Annotated in this window: 4 protein-coding genes; 1 reads left to right on the top strand and 3 read right to left on the bottom strand. The window is 68.0% G+C overall.

From position 1 onward, the window contains the following. Positions 1-896, top strand: an 896-nt coding sequence (locus JMF90_RS31570; RefSeq protein WP_201325903.1) for an ABC transporter ATP-binding protein, incomplete at its 5' end; no start/stop codon positions are given. Positions 897-993: 97 nt separating this feature from the next. Here JMF90_RS31570 and JMF90_RS31565 read toward each other — a convergent pair. The 3 genes from JMF90_RS31565 to JMF90_RS31555 all read right to left on the bottom strand — a co-directional run. After that, positions 994-1,617, bottom strand: a complete 624-nt coding sequence (locus tag JMF90_RS31565) for a trimeric intracellular cation channel family protein (RefSeq protein ID WP_011544829.1) — start codon at positions 1,615-1,617, stop codon at positions 994-996. Then, entirely contained in the window at positions 1,604-2,383 is a 780-nt protein-coding gene (locus JMF90_RS31560; RefSeq protein ID WP_011544830.1) for a Smr/MutS family protein, read from the bottom strand. Before JMF90_RS31560 ends, JMF90_RS31565 begins: the two co-directional genes overlap by 14 nt. 136 nt (positions 2,384-2,519) lie before the next feature. After that, on the bottom strand, positions 2,520-2,923 hold a 404-nt coding region (locus JMF90_RS31555; protein WP_201325902.1), incomplete at its 5' end, for an FAD-dependent oxidoreductase.

Raw genomic sequence — 2,923 nt, 5'->3', positions numbered from 1 at the left:
ATCGCGACATCGCGATGGTGTTTCAGTCGTACGCGCTGTATCCGTCGATGACGGTGCGCGAGAACATCTCGTTCGGGCTGAACATCCGCAAGGTGCCGAAGAGCGAGCAGCAGCAGATCGTCGACCGCGTGTCGGCGATGCTGCAGATCCAGCACCTGCTCGACCGCAAGCCGGGCCAGCTGTCGGGCGGCCAGCGGCAGCGCGTCGCGATGGGCCGCGCGCTCGCACGCGATCCGTCGCTGTTCCTGTTCGACGAACCGCTGTCGAACCTCGACGCGAAGCTGCGCATCGAGATGCGCGCGGAAATCAAGCTGCTGCACCAGCGTCTCGGCACGACGATCGTCTACGTGACGCACGACCAGATCGAGGCGATGACGCTCGGCGACCGGATCGCGGTGATGAAGGACGGCGTGGTCCAGCAGTTCGGCGCGCCGCAGGACATCTACGATTCGCCGTCGAACCTGTTCGTCGCGGGCTTCATCGGCGCGCCGCCGATGAACTTCATCAACGGCAAGCTGGTCGAGCAGGGCGGCGGAATCGCGCTCGAGATCGACACGGGCCTCGCGCGCAGCGCGCTGATCCTGCCGTTCGACGCGGCGAAGCTGAAGTCGCACGTCGGCCGCGAGGTGATCCTGGGCCTGCGTCCGGAGCGCATCACCGACGCACGCAACGCGCACAACGGCGAGGCGTCGAACCTGCAGCCGATCGACGTGCGCGTCGACGTGACCGAGCCGACCGGGCCGGACACGCACGTGTTCGCGCAGGTGAACGGCAAGCGGATCGTGAGCCGCGTGCATCCGGCCGCGAACCCGCAGCCGGGGCAGACGCAGTCGCTGCTGTTCGACGTGTCGAAGGCCGTGCTGTTCGATCCGGCGTCGGAAGAGCGGATCGCGTGACGCGACGCTTGCGCTGAATGAAAGACAAAGGGGCCGTTTCGATGAACGGCCCCTTTTTCGTTTTGCGATGCGGCTGACGCGCGCGCGGATGCGCCGGTCAATGCGGCAACCGCACGTCGAACTTGAACGTCGCGAGCCGCGCGACGAGGATGAAGCCGGTGGCGAGCAGCACGCTGTACACCGAGTCGAACTGCAGCCACACAAGCAGCAGGTAGAACCAGCAGCCGACGAACGCGCAGGTCGCGTACGGCCGCGAATCGCGCAGGATCAGCGGGATGTCGTTGCACAGCACGTCGCGGACGATCCCGCCGACCACGCCGGTGATCACGCCCATCATCACCGCGATGAAGCGCGGCATCTCGGCGTCGAGCGCGATCGACGTGCCCGAGATGCTGAAGATGCCGAGCCCGATCGCATCGGCGATCAGCAGCAGCCGTTCGGCCGACAGCCGCGACAGCATCCGCAGCACGAACGGCGCGAACAGCGCGAGCACGAAGATCGCGATCACGTAGTCGTCGTGCACGACCCAGTAGAACGGCCGGCGCTCGAGCAGGATGTCGCGCAGCGTGCCGCCGCCGAAGGCGGTCGCGAGCGCGACGACGAACGTGCCGACCGAGTCGAGGCGGTTCTTGCGCGCCTCGATGAACCCCGAAATCGCGAAGGCCAGCGTGGCGATCGCCTCCAGTATCGCGATCGCGAGCGTCAGCCTAGGATGCGGCACGCGGCCCCCGGTCGGCCGGCGCCGCGTGCGGCTGCAGCAGCACGAGCACCGCGCCCGCGCCGCCGTCGTGGCCGCGCGCCTCGCAGAACGCGATCACTTCTTCCTTCTGCACGAGCCACGCGCGCACCTTGCCCTTCAGCACCGGTTCCTTGCCGATCGAGCCGAGCCCCTTGCCGTGAATCACGCGCAGGCAGCGCAGCCCTTTCTTGCCGGCTTCGCGGATGAATTCGGCGAGCGCATCGCGCGCTTCGTCGCGCCGCATGCCGTGCAGGTCGATCTGCGCCTGCACGATCCACGCGCCGCTACGCAGCTTGCGCACGACGTCGCGGCTGATGCCGGGGCGGTGGTAATACAGCGAGTCGTCGCTGTCGAGCAGCGTCTCGGGATCGAATTCGTCGGACAGCGTCGCGTTCAGCACGGCTTCCTCGTCGCGCTGCGTCTGTTTCGGCACCGGGTCGGGCGGCATGCGGCCCGACGACGCGCGCGGCGGCGCGTTCAGCGGCCGGATCGTGCCGATTTCGTTGCGGAACAGGTTCGCGTCGGCTTCCGCCTTGCGCTCGGCCTGCGCGGTTTCGATGCGCGCGCGTTCGCGACGATCGGCTTCGCCTTGCAGCGACTTGCGCAACGCGCCGAGGCCCGCGAGGCCCTGGCCGCGCAACGCGGCCGCGTCGGGCACGGGCGGCGGCGCCTCGGGCGCCGGGGTCACGGGACGGGCAGCGATCTTCCGCTTCGCGGGATCGCTCGGATGGGGCTGGTTCTTCGCCATGATTCGGTAACGGGGCAGGCGCGTTCGGGCGCGCGGGCACAAAAAAAGCCGCTGCGCGGCGGCAGCGGCTTTCCGGTCGAGCCTGCTTCGCGGCAGCGGACGCCATTGTAGCGCCGGCCGCGAAAAGGCTTCCGGCTTACTTCTTGTCGTGCAGGCTTTCGAGGTAACGCTGCGCGTCGAGTGCGGCCATGCAGCCGGTGCCCGCGCTGGTGATCGCCTGGCGGTACACGTTGTCCTGCACGTCGCCCGCGGCGAACACGCCCGGCACGCTCGTCGACGTCGCGTTGCCTTGCAGGCCGCTCTTCGTCAGGATGTAGCCGTCCTTCATCTCGAGCTGGCCCTGGAACAGGTCGGTGTTCGGCTTGTGGCCGATCGCGACGAACACGCCCTGTACGAGCAGGTCTTCCGTCGCGCCGGTCTTCACGTTCTTGATGCGCAGGCCCGTGACGCCGGACTCCTCGCCCGTCACCTCGTCGAGCACGTGATCCCACTTGATGTCGACGACGCCTTCCTTTTGCTTCTCCAGCAGGCGGTCGATCA

The organism is Burkholderia sp. E168m23, from assembly GCF_016586125.1.
Classification (GTDB): domain Bacteria; phylum Pseudomonadota; class Gammaproteobacteria; order Burkholderiales; family Burkholderiaceae; genus Burkholderia; species Burkholderia orbicola.
This window is presented reverse-complemented; position numbering and strand designations above follow the sequence as displayed.